Origin of the sequence: Streptomyces sp. NPDC050625, from assembly GCF_040654755.1 — a bacterium.
Taxonomy (GTDB): Bacteria; Actinomycetota; Actinomycetes; order Streptomycetales; family Streptomycetaceae; genus Streptomyces.
In genome coordinates this window covers 134759-153413 of record NZ_JBFAIQ010000007.1, presented here as the reverse complement: position 1 = coordinate 153413, position 18655 = coordinate 134759, and the positions used below count along the sequence as shown (strand labels likewise).

Sequence of the window (18655 nt, the reverse complement as noted above, 5' to 3'; positions counted from 1 at the left end):
CGCGCCCCACTGTGCGGTAAGCGCCCTACTTGCCCAGCCGGTTGGCCGTGTGCACCGCCCGCAGGACCGCCGCCGCCTTGTTGCGGCACTCCTGGTCCTCGGCGACCGGGTCGGAGTCGGCGACGATGCCGGCGCCCGCCTGGACGTACGCGGTGCCGTCACGCAGCAGGGCCGTACGGATGGCGATGGCCGTGTCGGAGTCGCCCGCGAAGTCGAGGTAGCCGACACAGCCGCCGTACAGCCCGCGGCGGGACGGTTCCAGCTCGTCGATGATCTGCATCGCGCGCGGCTTGGGGGCTCCCGACAGGGTGCCGGCCGGGAAGCAGGCCGTCAGGACGTCGAAGGCCGTACGGCCCTCGGCCACCTGTCCGGTCACCGTCGAGACGATGTGCATCACATGGGAGTACCGCTCGACGGACATGAAGTCGACCACCTCGACCGAGCCGGGTGCGCAGACCCGCCCCAGGTCGTTGCGGCCGAGGTCGACGAGCATCAGGTGCTCGGCGCGCTCCTTGGGGTCGGCGAGCAGTTCGTCGGCGAGGGCCTGGTCCTCCTGCGGGGTGGCGCCCCGGTGCCGGGTGCCGGCGATGGGGTGGACCATGGCCCGCCCGTCCTCGACCTTCACCAGGGCCTCCGGGCTGGAGCCCACGACGTCGAAGGCGCCGTTGTCCCCGTCGGGGAATCGGAACAGGTACATGTACGGCGAGGGGTTGGTCGCCCTGAGGACCCGGTACACGTCCAACGCGCTTGCCGTGCACGGCGTTTCGAAGCGCTGCGAGGGTACGACCTGGAAGGCCTCGCCCGCGCGGATGCGCTCCTTGACGTCCTCGACGGCCTCCTGGAAATCCGGGCCGCCCCACAGTGCGGTGTACTCGGGCAGCTCCGAGGGCGGCAGGAGGGCCGGGGGCTGGGCGACGGGGCGCGAGAGGTCGGCCTCCATGGCGTCGAGGCGGGCCACGGCGTCCGTGTAGGCCTCGTCGACGCCGGTGTCGAGGTCGTTGTGGTTGATCGCGTTGGCGATCAGCAGGACGGAGCCCTCCCAGTGGTCCATGACCGCGAGGTCGCTGGTGAGGAGCATGGTGAGCTCGGGGAGTCGCAGGTCGTCCCGCTCGCCGGGGCCGATCTTCTCCAGGCGGCGGACGATGTCGTAGCCGAGGTAGCCGACCATGCCGCCGGTGAAGGGTGGCATGCCCTCCTGGTGGGGCGTGTGCAGGGCCTCGATGGTGGCGCGCAGGGCGGCCAGCGGGTCGCCCTCGACGGGGACGCCGACGGGCGGGACGCCGAGCCAGTGGACCTGGCCGTCGCGCTCGGTCAGGGTCGCCGCGGAGCGCACGCCCACGAAGGAGTAGCGGGACCAGGAGCGGCCGTTCTCCGCGGACTCCAGCAGGAACGTGCCGGGGCGCTCGGCGGCGAGCTTGCGGTAGAGCCCGACCGGGGTGTCGCCGTCGGCGAGGAGCTTGCGGGTGACCGGGATGACGCGGCGGTCGGTGGCCAGCTTGCGGAACGTCTCTAGGTCCATGGCGGCTGACCTTACTGATCCGAGACGGGTACGCCGGAATCGGCGTCCTTGAGCAGTACGTCGGCGTCGAAGCAGGTGCGGGCGCCGGTGTGGCAGGCGGCGCCGACCTGGTCCACCTGGACCAGCACGGTGTCGGCGTCGCAGTCGAGGGCGACGGACTTGACCCACTGGAAGTGGCCGGAGGTGTCGCCCTTGACCCAGTACTCCCGGCGGCTGCGCGACCAGTAGGTGCAGCGGCCGGTGGTCAGCGTGCGGTGCAGCGCCTCGTCGTCCATCCAGCCGAGCATCAGCACCTCTCCGGTGTCGTACTGCTGGGCGATGGCGGGGACGAGACCGTCGGCGCTGCGCTTGAGGCGCGCGGCGATCTCGGGGTCGAGGCTGCTGGGCCCGGGCGTACCGGTCGTACTGGTCATGCGGCCATTGTGCCGCGCCGCACGGACAGTGACGGTCCGTGTCCAGTGGACGGACCCGCACGCGCGCGTGCGGGTCCGTCCACTGGGCCGGCCCCGTGGCTGGTCGTAGGCTGGCTGTATGTCGACCTTCGCCAAGCGTGAACGGCTCCTGCTCGCCGACCTCTTGGAAACCGCCGGTCCGGAGGCACCGACCCTCTGCGAGGGCTGGCAGACCCGCGATCTGGCCGCGCACGTGGTGGTGCGCGAGCGCCGGCCGGACGCCGCCGGGGGCACGCTGATCAAGCCCCTCGCGCCGCGTCTGGAAAAGGTGATGCAGGAGTACGCGGCGAAGCCGTACGAGGAGCTCATCCAGCTGATCCGCACCGGCCCGCCGCGGTTCTCGCCGTTCCAGCTCAAGCAGATCGACGAAGCGGCGAACACGGTGGAGTTCTACGTCCACACGGAGGACGTCCGCCGTGCCCACCCCGACTGGACGCCGCGCGAGCTCGACCCGGTCTTCCAGGACGCGCTGTGGTCCCGGCTGGAGCGCACCGCCCGGCTGCTGGGCCGGGGTGCGCCGACCGGCCTGGTGCTGCGGCGGCCGGACGGCCAGACGGCGGTCGCGCACCGGGGCTCGCCGGTGGTGACGGTGACGGGCGAGCCGTCGGAGCTGCTCCTGTTCACGTTCGGCCGGCAGAGCGCCGCCAAGGTCGAGCTGGACGGCGACGAGAACGCGATCGCCAAGCTGCACGAGTCGAAGCAGCTCGGCATCTGAGAGGACCCCTCATGATCAAGGTCGCGATGACCAGCGTGTTCGTCGACGACGTGACCAAGGCCCACGCCTTCTACACGGATGTCCTCGGCTTCGAGACGCGCACCAACCTGGATCTGGGCGGCGGCACGCTGTTCATCACGGTCGGCGCGCCGGACGGGGGCCAGCCGGATCTCCAGCTGCTGCTGGAGCCCGGCGACAGCCCCATCGCCGAGCCGTACCGCCGGGCCCTGTACGAGGCCGGGATTCCCGCCATCGTCTTCTCCGTGGACGACATCGCGGCGCAGTACGAGCGGCTGCGCGGCCTCGGTGTGCGGTTCACGCACGAGCCGCAGCAGCAGGGACCGGTGCTCGCGGCCGTGCTCGACGACACGGTCGGCAACTATGTGCAGCTGACACAGCCGTTGCGGCGGCCGGGCGGCTGAACCTCAGCGGGGCAGTTCGGCGCGGCGCAGGCCCGGGACGGCGAGGGCGACGACTCCGCCGAGCCCGCACACGGCGGCGCTGACGACGTACACCGGGCCAAGGCCCCAGGCGCCGATCGCGGCGGCCGCGAGGGGCATGCCCAGCGGGGCGAGGCCGAGGCTGACCAGGCCGGAGACCGCGGTGACGCGGCCCAGGCGGGCGGGGTCGGCGACGGTCTGCAGCAGGGCACCGCACAGGGCACCGCTGAGCCCGGCCACCGGCCAGGAGCCCCACCAGCAGGGCCACCGCGACGGAGTCGGCGAGGATCGCGCACCCGGTGACCAGCCCCGCGCGCGGCAGTCGCCCCCGGACGGTCAGCCGCAGGGAGGCCGCACCGGCGCCGACACCGATCCCGCGAGCACCGTGCCCGTCCCGGCCAGCATCAGGGGAGCCAGGACACGATGGCGCCGGATGTGGTCCAGCCCGGCCCTCAGGTCCCACCAGGCGGTGTCCCGCCGCGCCCCGGCCGTGTCGTCGGCCGACAGCTCCCGGACCCGTACGGCTCCAGCAGGGGCACTTGAGCGTGCCGACATCGGTGATCCGCCACGAAGAGGCCCCGGCGGCAGTCCGCCGGGGCCGGTGTGGGCGTATGTGGGTGCGCTAACGGACGGGGTGGCCCGCCTCGCGCAGGGTCTGCTTCACCTCGGCGATGCGCAGGTCGCCGAAGTGGAAGACCGAAGCGGCCAGGACCGCGTCCGCGCCCGCCTCGATGGCCGGCGGGAAGTGGGCGAGCCGGCCGGCGCCGCCGGAGGCGATGACCGGGACCGTGACGTGCTTGCGCACGGCCGCGATCATCTCCAGGTCGTAGCCGTCCTTCGTGCCGTCCGCGTCCATCGAGTTGAGCAGGATCTCCCCCGCGCCCAGCTCGGCGGCCCGGTGCGCCCACTCGACGGCGTCGATGCCGGTGCCCTTGCGGCCGCCGTGCGTCGTCACCTCGAAGGAGCCGCTCTGCGTGCGGCGCGCGTCCACCGACAGCACCAGCACCTGCCGGCCGAACCGCTCGGCGATCTCGCGGATCAGCTCGGGCCGGGCGATCGCGGCCGTGTTCACGCCGACCTTGTCCGCGCCCGCGCGGAGCAGCTTGTCGACGTCCTCGGCCGTGCGCACACCGCCGCCGACCGTGAGCGGGATGAACACCTGCTCGGCGGTGCGGCGCACCACGTCGTACGTCGTCTCACGGTTGCCCGAGGACGCGGTGATGTCCAGGAACGTCAGCTCGTCGGCGCCCTCGGCGTCGTACACCTTCGCCATCTCGACGGGGTCGCCCGCGTCGCGCAGGTTCTGGAAGTTGACGCCCTTGACGACCCGGCCGTTGTCCACGTCCAGGCACGGGATCACGCGTACGGCCAGGGTCATGAGGACACTCCTCGGAACGCCTCCACCTCGATCTCGACGACCAGGCTGGGGTCCACGAAGCCGGAGACGATGATCATCGTTGCCACGGGCCGGACGGTGTCGAACAGCTCCTTGTGCGCCCGTCCGACCTCGTCCACGTCACGCGCGTGCGTGATGTACATGCGCGTCCGTACGACGTCGTCACGCCCGAGTCCCACCTGCCGCAGCGCGGACAGCGCGACGTCGAAGGCGTTGACCGCCTGTTCGTACGGGCCACCGCCGACGATCTGACCATCTACGACGGACGTGCAGCCGGCTACCAGCACCAGACCGTTCGGCAGCTCCACCGCGCGGGAGTAACCGAACTGCTCCTCCCAGGGCGCACCCGTGGACACACGTCGTACGTCGCTCACCGGGACACCGCCTCCAGGGCCTCTTCCAGGGTGAATGCCTTCGCGTACAGGGCCTTCCCGACGATGGCGCCCTCGACACCGAGAGGCACCAAGTCGGCGATGGCCCGCAGGTCGTCCAGGGACGACACGCCGCCCGAGGCCACGACCGGCCGGTCGGTCGCCGCGCACACGTTCTTCAGCAGCTCCAGGTTCGGGCCCTGGAGGGTGCCGTCCTTGGCGATGTCCGTGACGACGTAGCGGGCGCAGCCCTCCTTGTCGAGACGCTCCAGCGTCTCGTAGAGGTCGCCGCCGTCGCGGGTCCAGCCGCGGCCGCGCAGGGTCGTGCCCCGCACGTCCAGACCGACCGCGATCTTGTCACCGTGCTCGGCGATGACCTCGGCGACCCACTCCGGAGTCTCCAGCGCGGCGGTGCCGAGGTTCACCCGGGTGCAGCCGGTGGCGAGCGCGGCGGCGAGGGTGTCGTCGTCACGGATACCGCCGGACAGCTCCACCTTGATGTCCATCGCCTTCGCGACCTCGGCGATCAGCGCACGGTTGTCGCCGGTGCCGAACGCGGCGTCCAGGTCGACGAGGTGGAGCCACTCGGCACCCGAGCGCTGCCAGGCGAGCGCGGCCTCCAGAGGGGATCCGTAGGAGGTCTCGGTCCCGGACTCGCCGTGCACAAGGCGGACGGCCTGTCCGTCCCGGACGTCGACGGCGGGGAGGAGTTCGAGCTTGCTCACAGTGTTCCGATCCAGTTGGTGAGGAGCTGGGCTCCGGCATCGCCGGACTTCTCGGGGTGGAACTGCGTGGCCCACAGGGCGCCGTTCTCCACGGCGGCCACGAAGGGCTTGCCGTGCGTCGACCAGGTCACCCTGGGGGCGTGCATCGCCGCGTTGTGCGTCTCCAGGGACCAGCCGTGGACGGCGTAGGAGTGCACGAAGTAGAAGCGCGCGTCCGCGTCCAGGCCGGCGAACAGCTCGGAGTCGGCGGGCGCCTCGACGGTGTTCCAGCCCATGTGGGGCACGATCTCGGCCTGGAGCGGCTCGACCGAGCCGGGCCACTCGTCCAGGCCCTCGGTCTCCACGCCGTGCTCGATGCCGCGCGCGAACAGGATCTGCATGCCGACGCAGATGCCCATCACCGGCCGCCCGCCGGACAGCCGACGGTCGATGATCCAGTCCCCGCGGGCCTCACGCAGGCCCTGCATACAGGCGGCGAAGGCACCGACGCCCGGCACCAGCAGGCCGTCGGCGTTCATGGCCGCGTCGAAGTCGCGCGTTATCTCCACGTCGGCCCCCGCGCGCGCGAGGGCACGCTCGGCGGAGCGGACGTTGCCGAAGCCGTAGTCGAAGACCACGACCTTCTTCGGCGCGCTCATCAGTTCCACACCTCCAGCCGCAGCACACCCGCGACCAGACACATCGCCGCACCGATCGAGAGCAGCACGATCAGGCTCGTGGGCATCTTCTGCTTGACGAAGGAGATGATGCCGCCGACCAGGAAGAGGCCGACGACGATCAGGACGGTGGACAGACCGTTCATGGTTTACAGCGCACCCTTCGTGGACGGCAGAATGCCCGCCGCGCGCGGGTCACGCTCGCTGGCGTAGCGCAGTGCCCGCGCCAGCGCCTTGAACTGGCACTCCACGATGTGGTGTGCGTTGCGCCCGTAGGGCACGTGCACATGGAGTGCGATCTGTGCCTGGGCGACGAAGGACTCCAGGATGTGCCGGGTCATCGTCGTGTCGTACTCGCCGATCATCGGCGCCATGTTCTCGGGCTCGGTGTGCACGAGGTACGGGCGGCCGGACAGGTCGACGGTGACCTGGGCGAGGGACTCGTCCAGCGGCACCGTGCAGTTGCCGAAGCGGTAGATCCCCACCTTGTCGCCGAGCGCCTGCTTGAAGGCGGCGCCCAGCGCGAGGGCGGTGTCCTCGATGGTGTGGTGCGAGTCGATGTGCAGGTCGCCGTCGGTCTTCACGGTCAGGTCGAACAGACCGTGCCGGCCGAGCTGGTCGAGCATGTGGTCGTAGAAGCCGACGCCCGTCGCGATGTCGGTCCTCCCGGTGCCGTCGAGGTCTATCTCGACGAGGACCGACGTCTCCTTGGTGGTCCGCTCCACGCGTCCAACGCGGCTCATGCGTCCAGCTCCTTCAGGGGGGTGGGGGTGTCCCCCACGAAACACTTCAAGTCACGTACCGCGTCGAGGAACGCGTCGTTCTCCTCCGGGGTTCCGGCGGACACCCGCAGCCACCCCGGTACGCCGTTGTCCCGGACCAGGACACCCCGGTCGAGGATCTGCTGCCAGGCGGCGTGGGTGTCCTCGAACCGGCCGAACTGCACGAAGTTCGCGTCGGACTCCGTGACGGCGTAACCGATCGCCCGCAGCTCGCTCACCAGCCGGTCCCGCTCGGACTTGAGCTGCTCGACGTACTTGAGCAGCGTGTCGGTGTGCTCCAGGGCGGCCAGGGCGGTCGCCTGGGTGACCGAAGACAGGTGGTACGGCAGTCGTACGAGCTGTACGGCGTCCACCACCGCCGGGTGCGCGGCGAGGTAGCCGAGCCGCAGACCCGCCGCGCCGAAGGCCTTCGACATGGTCCGCGACACGACGAGATGCGGCCGGCCTTCGAGCAGCGGCAGCAGCGAGTCGCCGTGGCTGAACTCGATGTAGGCCTCGTCCACGATCACCATGGACGGCTTGGCCGCCTGCGCCGCGTCGTGGAGCGCGAGCACCGTCTCGGGCGGGACGGCGTTGCCCGTGGGGTTGTTGGGGGTGGTGATGAAGATGACGTCGGGCCGGTGCTCGGCGATGGCCCGCTCGGCCGCCGCGACGTCGATGGTGAAGTCCTCGCGCCGGGGACCGGAGATCCAGCCGGTGCCCGTGCCGCGCGCGATGAGGGGGTGCATCGAGTACGACGGCTCGAAGCCGATCGCCGTACGGCCCGGTCCGCCGAAGGTCTGCAGCAGTTGCTGGATGACCTCGTTGGAGCCGTTGGCCGCCCAGACGTTCGCCATGCCGAGCGGGTACTTGCCCGTCCTCGTCAGGTAGGCCGCCAGCTCGGTGCGCAGCTGGACCGCGTCCCGGTCGGGGTAGCGGTTCAGGTTGCGGGCGGCCTCGCGCACCCGCTCCGCGATCCGCTCGACCAGCGGCTCGGGCAGCGGGTACGGGTTCTCGTTCGTGTTCAGCCGTACGGGGACGTCCAGCTGGGGCGCGCCGTAGGGGGACTTGCCGCGCAGCTCGTCCCGTACGGGGAGATCGTCGATTCCGAAGCTCACTTGCTCGTCGGTACCTTCCACCCGAACCTTGCCTTGATCGCCGCGCCGTGCGCGGGCAGGTCCTCCGCCTCCGCGAGCGTCACCACGTGGTGCGCGACCTCGGCCAGCGCGTCCTTCGTGTAGTCGACGATGTGGATGCCGCGCAGGAAGGACTGGACGGACAGGCCCGAGGAGTGGCAGGCGCAGCCGCCGGTGGGCAGGACGTGGTTGGAGCCTGCCGCGTAGTCGCCCAGCGAGACGGGCGCCCAGGGGCCGATGAAGATCGCGCCGGCGTTCCTGACCCGGTCGGCGACCGCGGCCGCGTCCGCCGTCTGGATCTCCAGGTGCTCGGCGCCGTACGCGTCGACCACCCGAAGGCCCTCTTCGACGCCGTCGACCAGCACGATCGCGGACTGCCTGCCGCGCAGCGCGGGGACGATCCGGTCGTCGACGTGCCGGGTGGCCGCGATCTGCGGCTCCAGTTCCTTCTCCACCGCGTCGGCCAGCGCGACGGAGTCGGTGACCAGCACGGCCGCCGCGAGCGGGTCGTGCTCGGCCTGGCTGATCAGGTCGGCCGCCACGTGCGCCGGGTCGGCGGTGTCGTCCGCGAGGACGGCGATCTCGGTGGGGCCGGCCTCCGCGTCGATGCCGATCCTGCCGGTGAAGAAGCGCTTGGCGGCGGCGACCCAGATGTTGCCGGGGCCGGTGACCATGTTGGCGGGGGCGCAGGACTCGGTGCCGTACGCGAACATCGCGACGGCGGTGGCGCCGCCCGCGGCGTAGACCTCGTCGACGCCGAGCAGCGCGCACGCGGCGAGGATCGTCGGGTGCGGCAGGCCGCCGAAGTCCGCCTGGGCCGGTGAGGCCAGCGCGACCGATCCGACGCCCGCCTCCTGCGCGGGCACCACGTTCATGATCACGGAGGAGGGGTAGACGGAACGACCGCCGGGCGCGTACAGGCCGACGCGCTCCACGGGCACCCACTTCTCGGTCACCGAGCCGCCGGGCACGACCTGGGTCGTGTGGGTCGTACGGCGCTGGGCGCGGTGCACGAGGCGGGTCCGGCGGATGGACTCCTCCAGGGCCGCCCGTACGGCCGGGTCGAGGGACTCCAGGGCGTCGGCGAGCGCCTGCGCCGGGACCCGTACGGATTCGAGCCGTACGCCGTCGAACTTCTCGGCGAAGTCGATCAGCGCCGCGTCGCCCCGATGATGCACGGCTTCGCAGATCGGACGCACCTTCTCAAGGGCGGCCTGAACGTCGAAGTCGGCTCGGGGCAGCAGGTCGCGCAGGGCGGGTCCCTCGGGAAGGGCGTCGCCGCGCAGATCGATTCGGGAGATCACAGCCCCAATTCTCGCAGACCGGCGTCGGCGGTCGTCCGCGCGTATCAATGGCTGATACAGAACCTGGCCGGGAACCCGGAAGATCCGCTTCACGTCTCGCGTTCGGGACGTCACTCAGCGGGCATGAACGGTTGTACACAGTTGCGACTCGCGAGTAGTTGAGAAAGTCGCGAGTAGGTGAGAAAGAAGGAAAAGCAGTGACCGAGGGGGCCGGCCTGCGCGCCGGGGACCTGCCGGACGATCTGACCGCCGCCGAGGCCGGCATGTGGCAGGCCTTCCGCAACGGCAGTGTGTACGACCTGAGCAGCGGGGACGCCGTCGTGGACGACCCGCACGGCGGTCACCCCTGGGGACCGGAGCGGACCGTGCGGGCGAGGATCGTGTGCTGGCTGCTGCTGGACGGTCCGCCCGCGCTGGCCGGCCGCGTGTCCTCGCTGAAGCTCGTCGGTGTGCGCGTCACCGGCGCACTCGACCTGGCGGGCGGCACGGTCATGCCGTATCTGGAGCTGCGGGACTGCCGTTTCGACCAGGAGGTCCTGCTGCCGGAGGCCCGCTTCACGACCGCGCGGTTCGTGAACTGCTCGGTGCCCCGGCTGGAGGCGGCCCGGGTGCACACCGAGGGGGATCTGCATCTGCCGCGCTGCCGCTTCCACAACGGCGTCCGGCTGACCGACGCGCACATCGGCACGGATCTGCTGCTCAACCAGGCGATCGTGTACCGGGACCGCAGCGGCCGCTCGATCGCCGGGGACGGGATGACCGTCGGCCAGGACTTACAGGCGGAGCTCCTGGAGTCGCACGGCGAGCTGAGCCTGCGCGGCGCCAAGATCGGGGTCTCGCTGAGCCTGCGCGGTGCCCGGCTGCTCAACCCGTACTCGCGGCTCGCCCTGAACGCGCCCCAGCTGACGGTCGAGCGCACGCTGTATCTGACCCCGGCCGGTGTGGGCAGCCCGCTGCTGAGCGGCACGACGCCCGCGCGCGGGACACGGATCCAGCGGTTCGAGTGCCAGGGCGGGGTGCGGCTGGACGACGGGCGGTTCGGCGACGCGGTCGACCTGGAGCGGGCGCGGTTCACCTTCACCGACGACCAGGAGCTGTCGCTGCGCCGGGTGCAGACGCCCGAGCTGCGCTTCCTCGGGGACGCGCCGCAGCGCGGCAAGGTGGTGCTGTCGGGCGCGCGGACCGTCAACCTCGTGGACCGCGCGGCCGGCTGGCCGGGGCCGGGCAATCTGCACATGGGCGGCTTCGCGTACGAGAACCTGGTGCCGCAGGGCCCGTTCCCGCTGAACCGGCGGCTGGACTGGGTGGCGGCGGCGACCGCCGAGTACAACCCGGAGCCGTACGAGCGGCTCGCCACCGTGCTGCGCGCCGCCGGCGAGGACGAGGACGCCCGCGAGGTGCTGCTCGCCAAGCAGCGCCGGCGCCGCGAGACGCTGCCGCTGGCCGCCAAGCTGTGGGGGTACGCCCAGGACTGGACGGTGGCCTACGGCTACCGGCCGGGCCGGGCGGCCGTGTGGATGGCGGTGCTGTGGGCGGCGGGCACACTGGCCTTCGCGCACGCCGGCCATCCGCCGATGAACCCCGGCGGGCACCCGGTCTGGAACCCGGCGCTGTTCGCCCTCGATCTGCTGCTGCCGGTGATAGACCTCGGCCAGGTGGGCCAGTGGCAGCTGCGCGGCGGCTGGCAGTGGCTGTCCGCGGCGATGATCCTGCTGGGCTGGATCCTGGCGACGACGGTGGCGGCGGGGGCGACACGACTGCTCAGACGCGGGTAGGTCCCTGTCGGAACCGGCTGGTACCCCGTCGGAACCGGCTGTGTGACAGGTGTTCCTTGTGACAGGTGCGCCTTGTGGCAGGTACCTAACAGGAATGGAACAGTCACCTTTTACCCGGCCTTGACCGGTGCGCGTACAACTTTCCTCGGGTTGGGCATACCCCCTGGCGCGTCCGGGACCTGCGGACCTTCAATGGTCGACACCATGGCTCTGCTGCCCGCTTTCATCCGCCCCACCCGGATGAGGAGGATCGCCTCGCTCCCGGCCGGTCCACCGGTCGATGACGAGGTGCTGCTCGACGCGCCCGACGACCGCCTCGGCCCCGCTCTCGTCGCGGCCGGCAGGGGCGATTTCCGTGCCGCCGCCGAGCTGCTGGCCGCCACCCGCGCGGCCGCCGAGTGGGAGAACCGCGACCGGTACACGCGGCGCCTGGCCGCCTTCGCCCGCTCGCGTGCCGAGTGGTTCGAGGAGTGGCGCAGACAAGCCCCGGACGACCCCGGCGGGCTGCTGGTCGGAGCCCAGCTGGCGGTGGACCGCGCCTGGCCGTCACCGGCCCGCGCCGAGCTGCTGCGCAACGTCAGCCCGCTGATCACGGCCGCCGCGCGCGCCGACGACCGCGACCCGGTGCCGTGGCGGATCGCGCTGGACCACGCGCGCGGCTCGCACGCCGGGCCCAAGTACTTCGAGGAGCTGTGGGGCGCCGCGGTCCGGCGTGCCCCGCACCACTCCGGCTGTCATACGGCGGCCCTGCGCTATCTGGCCGCCTCCTGGCGTGGTTCTCACCGCGAGTGCTTCGACTTCGCCGACCTGGCCGCGCAGGACGCCCCGCCGGACTCACTGGTCCAGGCGCTGCCCGTGCGGGCGGCCCTCGGCTATCTGACCGACGACTGCGGGGCCGAGGTGGCACGGGAGCGGCTGGACGCGGCGGCCGACCGGGCGATCGCCCTGTCCGCCCAGTTCCCCGCGGCGGACCCCTGGCCGGCCGAGATCCGCAACAAACTGATGTGCGTCCTCGTCACGCTGGACCGCCGGCAGGACGCCCTGGCCCAGCTGCGCCTGATCGGCCCGTATGCCACGTCCTTCCCCTGGGACCGGCTGTCGGACGACCCTCTGGGCCACTTCCTGCGGCTGCGCGCCGAACTCCTGACGACCGCCCGCCCGGCGCCCACGGACCGGGCACGGCGGACATGCCCACGCCGGTGACCATTAGGGTGGCGCCGTGACCACCGTCCGTCTCCCCCTCTTCCCACTGAACTCGGTGCTGTTCCCGGGGCTCGTGCTCCCTCTGAACGTCTTCGAGGAGCGCTATCGCGCCATGATGCGCGAACTGCTGAAGACCCCCGAGGACGAGCCGCGCCGGTTCGCCGTCGTGGCGATCCGCGACGGCCACGAGGTGGCGCCGAGCGCACCGGGCATGCCGGACCCGACGGCCGTGCCCGAGCTCGGCCCGGCGGCGGGCTTCGGCGCCGACCCGGCCAAGGCCTTCAACGCGGTGGGCTGCGTGGCCGACGCGGCGACCATCCGGGAGCGGTCGGGCGGCACCTTCGAGGTGCTGGCGACCGGCACGACCCGGGTGCGGCTGCTGTCGGTGGACTCCTCGGGCGCGTTCCTGACGGCCGAGCTGGAGGAGCTGCCGGAGGAGCCGGGCGACGAGGCGGGCGCGCTGGCGGAGGGGGTACTGCGCGCGTTCCGGCAGTACCAGAAGCGCCTGGCGGGCGCGCGGGAACGCTCCTTGTCCACGAGCGCGGAACTCCCGGACGAACCGGCGGTGGTCTCCTATCTCGTGGCGGCGGCGATGATGCTGGACACCCCGACGAAGCAGCGCCTGCTCCAGGCCCCGGACACCGCCTCTCGGCTGCGGGACGAGCTGAAACTCCTTCGCTCGGAGACGGCCATCATCCGTAACCTGCCGTCGTTGCCGGCGTCGGACCTGACGCGCGGCCGGACGAGTCTGAACTGAGGCCGGAACCTCGATGGCGAAGAAGTCGAAGAAGCAGCAGTCCGGGGGCACCCCCGCCACGGTGGCGCTGACGGCCGCGGGCGTGGACTACACGGTCCACTCCTACGACCACGACCCCGGCCACCCCTCCTACGGCGAGGAGGCGGCCGAGGCGATGGGCGTCTCCCCCGACCGGGTCTTCAAGACACTGGTGGCGGACGTGGACGGGAGCCTGACGGTGGCCGTGGTCCCCGTGGCGGGCTCCCTGGACCTCAAGGCCCTGGCGACGGCCGTCGGGGGCAAGCGGGCGGCGATGGCGGACCCGGTCCTCGCCGAGCGCACGACGGGCTACGTCCGCGGTGGCATCTCCCCACTCGGCCAGCGCAAGAAGCTCCCCACGGTCCTGGACGAGTCGGCCTCGGCGCACACCACGATCTGCGTCTCGGCGGGCCGCCGCGGCCTGGAGGTCGAACTGTCCCCCGCGGACCTCGCCGGCCTCACCGGGGCGACGCTGGCCCCCATCGGGCGCGTTTGACCTCTCGACGGGCGCCCTTTCCTCGGTTAAGTACGAGGGACATGTCGAAGAAAACCCGGAAACGCAAGTGGCGCATCAAGAAGGGCCGCTCGAACCACGGGAGGCGCCCGGCATAGAAGCCACCCCCTCAGCGCCGGCCGACACACCCGAGCCCGTCCGGCGCTGAGGGACGAGACGACCCGGCCCGAAACGGGGACTTCCGGAACGGGGCACCTGAGCGCCCTCAGCGGGCGACGCAGCGTACGGTCCCTACGGGTACGGGTCCGGAACCCACGAACGCCGTGAGCCCGACGCACGCCACCGGCACGGCCCCGGGGCCGAAACGCGCGCCCCCGGAACGGGGCGCCTGAACGCCCTGGGCGGGCGGCACCGCTTACGGCCCTGCCGGTACGGGTCCGGTCCCACGGACCCCGTGAGCCCGACGCACACCACCGGCACGGCCCCCGGCCACGCCGGCCATGCGCCCTTCAGCCCCAGCCTCAGCGGCGCCGGCCCGCGCGACCCAGCCCGTCCGGCACTCGTAGACAAGACCCTTCGCGCCGAAACGCGCGCCCCCGGAGCGAAACGCCCCAGCCCCCTACGCAGGCGGCGCCGCGTACGGTCCCTGGGGGTACGGGCCCTCCTCGTACGGGTCCGGGTCCCTCGGGCCGAACAGGGCCGTGAGGCCGAGGTGTACCACCAGTGCGGCCACCGGCCAGGCCAGTAGCGCGCCCTTCGCTCCCAGTTTCAGCGGTGCCGAGAAGGTCACGCCCTTGCCGACCTCCTTGGCGTGGGCGAGGACGTTCTGGGCGGGCCCCAGCCACACCCCGAGCCGCCAGGCGAGGAGCGCCCCGAGCAGGCTCCCGACGGTCAGCGCCACCACCAGCGGCACACCGCCGCGCCGCCGGAGCAGGAAGACGACAATCGCGCTGACCGCTCCGAAGGCGAGGGCGAGCAGCGTGAACGTTCCGTCCACCCCGATCGCCTGCTCCCCCTCGGTGTCCTTGATGTAGACGACCCAGCCCCGGCCCACCTGGTCCCCGACCAGCGGCACGTGCGGAGCCAGCCACAGCCACAGCAGACCGAGCGCCACTCCGCCGAGCGCCACCGCCAGCGTGATCACGACCGCGTCGCGCACTTCGGTCTTCATTCCGGGACCGTCCTGTTCGTACACGCCTCCCACCGCCCCGGCGGGCGGCGGCGCCTGCCAGGCCTGGTGCGAGGACTGGTCGTGCGGCGGCGGAGGCGGCGTCAGCGGTGCGGTCACCCTGACATCGTGCCAGGTCGGCCCGTGCGGCGCGTCATCGGACGGCAGCCCGCCGGTACGCCCAGGTGGCGACGGCCAGCGAGACGACCCCGACGGCGGCGCACACGCCCAGGTCAGCGACGACGAACGCCCAGTCGGGATGCGCCCCGAAGGTCCGCGCGTAGGCCTCCACGCCGTACGTGGAGGGCAGCAGGTCCCGGGCCAGCCGCACGAGCTCCGGCATCCGGTCGGGCGGCAGCACCCCGAGCAGCAGCGCCGCCGACATGCCCAACTGACCGAGCAGTGTGGCCAGTTCGGGCCGTGACGAGAGCAGCCCGAAGGCGGCGCCGAGCCCGGCGAGCGCGGCGCCCGCGAGCGGGATCACGGCCGCCAGGATCCAGAGGTTGGTCAGCGGCAGCCCGAAGAGCACACAGCCGAACCCGGCCGTCACCAGCGTTCCCGGCACGGTGAAGGACGCGTACGCCCCCGCCGCTCCGAGCACCACCGCCGCGGGTGGCACCGGCAGCGTCGCGTAGTGGTCGAGCCCGCCGCCGGCCCGCAGCTGTCCGAAGTACTGGGCGAGCAGGTTCAGCGCGACGTACGCCACGACCACGACCGACGCGCCCGCCACCACGGACTGGGCCTCGACGCGGTTGTCCACCACCCCGCGCATCATGATCATGATGCCGACCGACTGGAAGGTCGCCACGAACAGCAGCGGGATCCGCGCCACCCGCGCGCGGGACAGCTGCGCCCGGTACACGGCCGCCAGTGACGGCCACAGCCGGGCGGCCGGCGCGAGTTCGGCCGCGCCCTTCGCCGTGTCCTTCACGGCCACGGCACTGCCCTGCAGAACCTCGGCGGGTACGACACTCACCTGGAACCGCTCCTCTCCGCCATGGATCTCACGCCGTCCCATCCGCATACGGCTCTCCACCGCTCACGCCTTCACCAGCCCCTGCCGTGCGGCGCCACCGAGCGCCAGATACACGTCCTCCAGGCTGGGCGTGGCGAGCGTGAAGTCGTCCAGGGCGGCGAACGCGGCCCCGCCGGTCACCGTGGCGACGGCGGCGCGAGCCTCCTCGGGAGCCAGCCGCAGCGTCCAGCGGCGGCCGGCCTCCACGGCCCGCTCCCGCAGCCGGGCGACCTCGGGCACCTCCAGGGGCGCCCGCTCCCGCCACACCAGCTCGACGCGCACCTCGCCGTCGACCCGCTCCTTGAGCCCGGCCGGGGTGTCGCAGGCGATGACCCGGCCCCTGTCGAGGACGGCGACCCGGTCGAGCACGGTCTCGGCCTCGATGACGTTGTGGGTGACCAGCAGCACGGTCGTACCGCGCTCGGCGCGCCGCCGGTCGACGGCCGTCCACACGGCGCGCCGGGCCACCGGGTCCATGCCGGTGGTCGGCTCGTCGAGCACGAGCAGCGGCCGCTCCCCGACCAGCGCGGTGGCGAAGCAGGCGAGCCGCCGCTGCCCGCCGGACAGCTTCTTCAGCGCCCGCCCGGCGATCGGGGTGAGCCCCAGCTCGTCGAGCACGGCGTCCCGCTCGGCCCGCGCCCGCCCGAGGTCCAGTCCGCGCAGCCGTGCGGTGGTCTCCACGGCGAGGGAGACCGTCAGCTCGTCGAGGGCGGTGGATTCCTGGCCGAGGTAGGCGAGGATGCGCGAGGCCCGCTCCGGGTGGCGCACGATGTCGTGGCCGAGGATCTCGACGCTGCCGGCGTCGGGCCGCATCAGCCCGGTCAGCTGGCGTACGAGGGTGGACTTGCCGGCCCCGTTCGGCCCGAGCAGTCCGAAGATTTCACCGCGCCGGACGTCCAGCTCCACCCCGTCGGTGGCCCGCACCTCGGGTGCGTCCGGCGCCCCGCGCCGTCCGCGTACGGCCGCGTAGGTCTTGGTCAGCCCGCGCACCGCGCACACGACGTCACCGGAATGCCGTGGAGCCTGTGCCGAGCGCGTGTTCACAAAGCACGAGAGTACGGGGTCCGGGACCTCTACTCGCCCTTGGGGCCTCCTACCTCCATTCATTCTCCAGCGGGCGCATGCTCCGCGGCCGTGGGGACGTCGATCTCCCGCCAGAAGCCCGCCCGGATGGCGTAACGGTCGTGCTCGTCGATCTGGTCGTCCTTGTGGGCCAGCAGCCCGAAGCGGGCGGCGTAGCGCAGCAGCTCGCCGTCGATGCGGTGCGGGATGCGCGGATACATGCCGGACAGCTTCTGCAGATGGCTCTGGTCGCTCAGCCGGGAGATCCACCGCCGGGCGAAGACCTGTCCCACCTCGTACGGGTCGCCGCCGACCGTGGTGATGTCCTCCTCCCGGTCGGCCCACCGCTGCTCGGCGGTGGTCAGCTGGGCCAGCATCGGCATGGAGGCGGCCTCGGCCGGCTCCGCGGCCACGCCCGGCCGGTCCACCCAGCCCTTGTCGGAGGACCAGCGCAGGGTCGCGGTCGCCGGGTGCTGAGCGGGCTGGGCGCCGGGAGCGCGCAGCGCGGCGAGGTCCTTGGGGGTGGGCACGCCCTTGGCCGGCACCCGCTCCTGGCTGCCGTTCTCCGAGACCGCGGCGGCGGGCGCGTGTTCGCCCTCCTCCGGTGGCCGCTCGGCAGCCGGAGCGAGGGAGGACTCGGGCAGCGGCGCGGAGAGGATCGCGGCGATCTCGGGGCGGGGCGCGGGCGGCGGCGCGCAGATACCGGTGAGCTCCTTGGCGCGTACGGCCTTGGTGATCCACGTACGGTCCAGGACACGCCGTTCGTCGGCCTCGGCGACCAGGTCCTCGGACTGGTTGTAGTCGCCGTCGGCGGCCTGTACGGCCCACAGATGGACGGCGACGCCGTGCTCCTTGGCTGCCATCATGCCGGGCAGCAGGTCGCCGTCGCCGGTGACGAGGACGACGTCGGAGCAGGCGCGGTTGCGGGCCAGTTCGGTCAGCTCGGCGTGCATGGCGGCGTCCACGCCCTTCTGCGCCCAGCGTCCGTCGCTGCGGGTCAGGGCGCCGAGCCGGACGGTGACCCGGGGCATCACGCGCAGCCTGCGGTGCTCCGGCTGGGGGACGCGGTCGGGGGCGCCGTCGAACCAGTAGATGCGCAGCAGCGGCCGCTCGGTGTCGGCCTCGGCGCGCTCGCGCAGCGCCTGGATGAGCGCGGTGTGGTCGACGGTGATGCGGGAGCGGGAGGGTTCTCCGGCGAGGAGGCTGGCTGCGGCCCCCAGCAGATACCCGGCGTCCACCAGGACGATGCATCGGTCCACACGACTCACCCTCTTCCCCGGAGGTTTGCTTCGGGCCTGATTCGAGTCTGCCCGACTGCGCGGGGGTTAACGGCCCGAACTCGATCTTCGGCGTGGCGTTTCGGGGCCTCGTTCGCCGACCAACCCTGTTACAGACGGTAATTATCCGACATGCGCCTCTTGTCAGGCTATGTGAATCTGATTCCGGCCCTGGCCCCTAGATCCCCCACAGGAGGCAGATCACCATGGCCAAGAACAAGAACCGCAAGCAGGGCGGCCAGCAGACCCGCGCGTCGCAGGCAGAGCAGGCCCGCGAGCAGGCGCAGCGGACGTCGACGGAGGCGCACGAGTCCCCGGCGGCGAACATCCAGGGCAGCCCCGCTGATGTTGCCCGTAAGCAGAAGAAGAGCTTCGGCCACAACTGAATCAAGGGCTGTTGAGCCCAGGTACTGACGAGGGGCGTACCCGCTGCCGGGTACGCCCCTCCGTC

Annotated in this window: 21 protein-coding genes and 1 pseudogene; 7 read left to right on the top strand and 15 right to left on the bottom strand. The window is 72.2% G+C overall.

What is annotated here, in order from left to right; translation table 11 throughout:
* Nucleotides 1–25: 25 nt before the first annotated feature.
* Both AB0I54_RS18715 and hisI read right to left on the bottom strand, forming a co-directional pair.
* A complete protein-coding gene (locus tag AB0I54_RS18715) occupies nucleotides 26–1519 on the bottom strand; it encodes an anthranilate synthase component I (protein ID WP_363297090.1) in 1494 nt (497 codons plus the stop codon).
* A gap of 11 nt (nucleotides 1520–1530) precedes the next feature.
* Entirely contained in the window at nucleotides 1531–1932 is a 402-nt protein-coding gene (hisI, locus tag AB0I54_RS18710) for a phosphoribosyl-AMP cyclohydrolase (RefSeq protein WP_363297089.1), read from the bottom strand.
* A 118-nt stretch (nucleotides 1933–2050) separates the two neighbouring features.
* Here hisI and AB0I54_RS18705 point away from each other — a divergent pair, with 118 nt between their 5' ends.
* Together AB0I54_RS18705 and AB0I54_RS18700 are read left to right on the top strand one after the other, a co-directional pair.
* Nucleotides 2051–2686: a TIGR03085 family metal-binding protein gene (locus AB0I54_RS18705; RefSeq protein WP_363297088.1), complete on the top strand. Its 636-nt coding sequence runs from the start codon at nucleotides 2051–2053 to the stop codon at nucleotides 2684–2686.
* An 11-nt stretch (nucleotides 2687–2697) separates the two neighbouring features.
* Complete coding sequence (locus AB0I54_RS18700) at nucleotides 2698–3108, top strand: VOC family protein (protein ID WP_363297087.1); 411 nt, start codon at nucleotides 2698–2700, stop codon at nucleotides 3106–3108.
* 3 nt (nucleotides 3109–3111) lie between these two features.
* Here AB0I54_RS18700 and AB0I54_RS18695 read toward each other — a convergent pair.
* The 9 genes and pseudogenes from AB0I54_RS18695 to hisD all read right to left on the bottom strand — a co-directional run.
* Nucleotides 3112–3597 (bottom strand): annotated as a pseudogene (locus tag AB0I54_RS18695) (MFS transporter); the annotation flags it as partial.
* A 151-nt stretch (nucleotides 3598–3748) separates the two neighbouring features.
* On the bottom strand, nucleotides 3749–4504 hold the full coding sequence (gene hisF, locus AB0I54_RS18690) for an imidazole glycerol phosphate synthase subunit HisF (protein WP_363297086.1): 756 nt from the start codon (nucleotides 4502–4504) through the stop codon (nucleotides 3749–3751).
* The gene (locus AB0I54_RS18685) at nucleotides 4501–4896 is read right to left on the bottom strand and encodes a RidA family protein (RefSeq protein WP_363297085.1); all 396 of its coding nucleotides are present in this window, start codon (nucleotides 4894–4896) and stop codon (nucleotides 4501–4503) included. The genes hisF and AB0I54_RS18685 overlap by 4 nt, the downstream gene beginning before the upstream one ends.
* The gene (gene priA / locus AB0I54_RS18680; protein ID WP_363297084.1) at nucleotides 4893–5618 is read right to left on the bottom strand and encodes a bifunctional 1-(5-phosphoribosyl)-5-((5-phosphoribosylamino)methylideneamino)imidazole-4-carboxamide isomerase/phosphoribosylanthranilate isomerase PriA; all 726 of its coding nucleotides are present in this window, start codon (nucleotides 5616–5618) and stop codon (nucleotides 4893–4895) included. Before priA ends, AB0I54_RS18685 begins: the two co-directional genes overlap by 4 nt.
* Nucleotides 5615–6256, bottom strand: coding sequence for an imidazole glycerol phosphate synthase subunit HisH (hisH, locus tag AB0I54_RS18675; RefSeq protein ID WP_363297083.1), 642 nt, complete (start codon nucleotides 6254–6256; stop codon nucleotides 5615–5617). Before hisH ends, priA begins: the two co-directional genes overlap by 4 nt.
* Nucleotides 6256–6420 (bottom strand): hypothetical protein, encoded by a 165-nt coding sequence (locus AB0I54_RS18670; RefSeq protein ID WP_316753704.1) that lies wholly within the window; start codon nucleotides 6418–6420, stop codon nucleotides 6256–6258. The genes hisH and AB0I54_RS18670 overlap by 1 nt, the downstream gene beginning before the upstream one ends.
* 3 nt (nucleotides 6421–6423) lie before the next feature.
* A complete protein-coding gene (hisB, locus tag AB0I54_RS18665; protein WP_030783530.1) occupies nucleotides 6424–7017 on the bottom strand; it encodes an imidazoleglycerol-phosphate dehydratase HisB in 594 nt (197 codons plus the stop codon).
* The gene (locus AB0I54_RS18660; protein ID WP_363297082.1) at nucleotides 7014–8153 is read right to left on the bottom strand and encodes a histidinol-phosphate transaminase; all 1140 of its coding nucleotides are present in this window, start codon (nucleotides 8151–8153) and stop codon (nucleotides 7014–7016) included. The genes hisB and AB0I54_RS18660 overlap by 4 nt, the downstream gene beginning before the upstream one ends.
* A complete protein-coding gene (hisD, locus tag AB0I54_RS18655) occupies nucleotides 8150–9475 on the bottom strand; it encodes a histidinol dehydrogenase (RefSeq protein WP_363297081.1) in 1326 nt (441 codons plus the stop codon). The genes AB0I54_RS18660 and hisD overlap by 4 nt, the downstream gene beginning before the upstream one ends.
* 197 nt (nucleotides 9476–9672) lie before the next feature.
* Here hisD and AB0I54_RS18650 point away from each other — a divergent pair, with 197 nt between their 5' ends.
* From AB0I54_RS18650 to ybaK, 4 genes are all read left to right on the top strand, one after another.
* Complete coding sequence (locus AB0I54_RS18650; RefSeq protein ID WP_363297080.1) at nucleotides 9673–11250, top strand: oxidoreductase; 1578 nt, start codon at nucleotides 9673–9675, stop codon at nucleotides 11248–11250.
* A gap of 204 nt (nucleotides 11251–11454) precedes the next feature.
* Nucleotides 11455–12453 carry a hypothetical protein gene (locus tag AB0I54_RS18645; protein WP_363297079.1) on the top strand — a complete coding sequence of 333 codons (999 nt, stop codon included), beginning with the start codon at nucleotides 11455–11457 and terminating at the stop codon, nucleotides 12451–12453.
* Nucleotides 12454–12469: 16 nt separating this feature from the next.
* Nucleotides 12470–13210: an LON peptidase substrate-binding domain-containing protein gene (locus tag AB0I54_RS18640; RefSeq protein WP_363297078.1), complete on the top strand. Its 741-nt coding sequence runs from the start codon at nucleotides 12470–12472 to the stop codon at nucleotides 13208–13210.
* Between the two features lie 13 nt (nucleotides 13211–13223).
* Nucleotides 13224–13724 (top strand): Cys-tRNA(Pro) deacylase, encoded by a 501-nt coding sequence (gene ybaK, locus AB0I54_RS18635; protein WP_363297077.1) that lies wholly within the window; start codon nucleotides 13224–13226, stop codon nucleotides 13722–13724.
* 577 nt (nucleotides 13725–14301) lie between these two features.
* On the opposite strand, the gene AB0I54_RS18630 is transcribed toward ybaK, so the two are convergent.
* The 4 genes from AB0I54_RS18630 to AB0I54_RS18615 form a co-directional block, all read right to left on the bottom strand.
* Nucleotides 14302–14970, bottom strand: coding sequence for an AAA family ATPase (locus AB0I54_RS18630; RefSeq protein ID WP_363297076.1), 669 nt, complete (start codon nucleotides 14968–14970; stop codon nucleotides 14302–14304).
* Nucleotides 14971–15004: 34 nt separating this feature from the next.
* A complete protein-coding gene (locus AB0I54_RS18625; RefSeq protein ID WP_363297075.1) occupies nucleotides 15005–15826 on the bottom strand; it encodes an ABC transporter permease in 822 nt (273 codons plus the stop codon).
* A 63-nt stretch (nucleotides 15827–15889) separates the two neighbouring features.
* The gene (locus tag AB0I54_RS18620) at nucleotides 15890–16864 is read right to left on the bottom strand and encodes an ABC transporter ATP-binding protein (RefSeq protein ID WP_363297427.1); all 975 of its coding nucleotides are present in this window, start codon (nucleotides 16862–16864) and stop codon (nucleotides 15890–15892) included.
* 104 nt (nucleotides 16865–16968) lie between these two features.
* Nucleotides 16969–18186, bottom strand: a complete 1218-nt coding sequence (locus AB0I54_RS18615) for an NYN domain-containing protein (RefSeq protein ID WP_363297074.1) — start codon at nucleotides 18184–18186, stop codon at nucleotides 16969–16971.
* Between the two features lie 224 nt (nucleotides 18187–18410).
* Here AB0I54_RS18615 and AB0I54_RS18610 point away from each other — a divergent pair, with 224 nt between their 5' ends.
* Entirely contained in the window at nucleotides 18411–18590 is a 180-nt protein-coding gene (locus tag AB0I54_RS18610; protein WP_316753730.1) for a hypothetical protein, read from the top strand.
* Nucleotides 18591–18655: the final 65 nt, after the last annotated feature.

Excerpts from the sequence above, each read along its gene's own strand:
- hisB (WP_030783530.1), bottom strand. The coding sequence starts at position 7,017 with ATGAGCCGCGTTGGACGCGTGGAGCGGACCACCAAGGAGACGTCGGTC.
- hisH (WP_363297083.1), bottom strand. The coding sequence starts at position 6,256 with ATGAGCGCGCCGAAGAAGGTCGTGGTCTTCGACTACGGCTTCGGCAAC.
- ybaK (WP_363297077.1), top strand. The coding sequence starts at position 13,224 with ATGGCGAAGAAGTCGAAGAAGCAGCAGTCCGGGGGCACCCCCGCCACG.
- AB0I54_RS18610 (WP_316753730.1), top strand. The coding sequence starts at position 18,411 with ATGGCCAAGAACAAGAACCGCAAGCAGGGCGGCCAGCAGACCCGCGCG.
- hisI (WP_363297089.1), bottom strand. The coding sequence starts at position 1,932 with ATGACCAGTACGACCGGTACGCCCGGGCCCAGCAGCCTCGACCCCGAG.
- AB0I54_RS18700 (WP_363297087.1), top strand. The coding sequence starts at position 2,698 with ATGATCAAGGTCGCGATGACCAGCGTGTTCGTCGACGACGTGACCAAG.
- AB0I54_RS18715 (WP_363297090.1), bottom strand. The coding sequence starts at position 1,519 with ATGGACCTAGAGACGTTCCGCAAGCTGGCCACCGACCGCCGCGTCATC.
- AB0I54_RS18645 (WP_363297079.1), top strand. The coding sequence starts at position 11,455 with ATGGCTCTGCTGCCCGCTTTCATCCGCCCCACCCGGATGAGGAGGATC.
- AB0I54_RS18705 (WP_363297088.1), top strand. The coding sequence starts at position 2,051 with ATGTCGACCTTCGCCAAGCGTGAACGGCTCCTGCTCGCCGACCTCTTG.
- hisF (WP_363297086.1), bottom strand. The coding sequence starts at position 4,504 with ATGACCCTGGCCGTACGCGTGATCCCGTGCCTGGACGTGGACAACGGC.
- AB0I54_RS18670 (WP_316753704.1), bottom strand. The coding sequence starts at position 6,420 with ATGAACGGTCTGTCCACCGTCCTGATCGTCGTCGGCCTCTTCCTGGTC.